Raw genomic sequence first — 379 nt, 5'->3', positions numbered from 1 at the left:
CGACCTGAAAACCTGGCCTATGTGATCTATACCTCGGGCTCGACCGGCAAGCCCAAGGGTACGCTGTTGCCGCATCACAACGTTTTGCGCCTGTTCCAGGCCACCGATGAAAATTTCCACTTCAATGACCAGGACGTCTGGACGGTCTTCCACTCCTACGCCTTCGACTTCTCGGTGTGGGAGCTGTATGGCGCGCTGTTGTACGGCGGCAAGGCGGTCATCGTGCCGAAGGATGTTGCACGTTCGCCGCAGAGCTTCCATGCCCTGCTGTGCCGCGAGCAGGTGACCGTACTCAACCAGACACCGTCGGCGTTCAAGCAGTTGATCCCGGTGGCCTGCGACAGCACTGAATCGTTGGCGCTGCGTTATGTCGTGTTCG

General features: G+C 59.1%; 1 protein-coding gene. It reads left to right on the top strand.

Annotated features, from left to right (window positions below; translation table 11 throughout):
• Positions 1–379, top strand: a 379-nt coding sequence (locus ACYP2A_RS25775; RefSeq protein ID WP_459748760.1) for an AMP-binding protein, incomplete at both ends; no start/stop codon positions are given.

The sequence above is a fragment of the Pseudomonas sp. 3A(2025) genome, from assembly GCF_054589175.1.
This window is presented reverse-complemented; position numbering and strand designations above follow the sequence as displayed.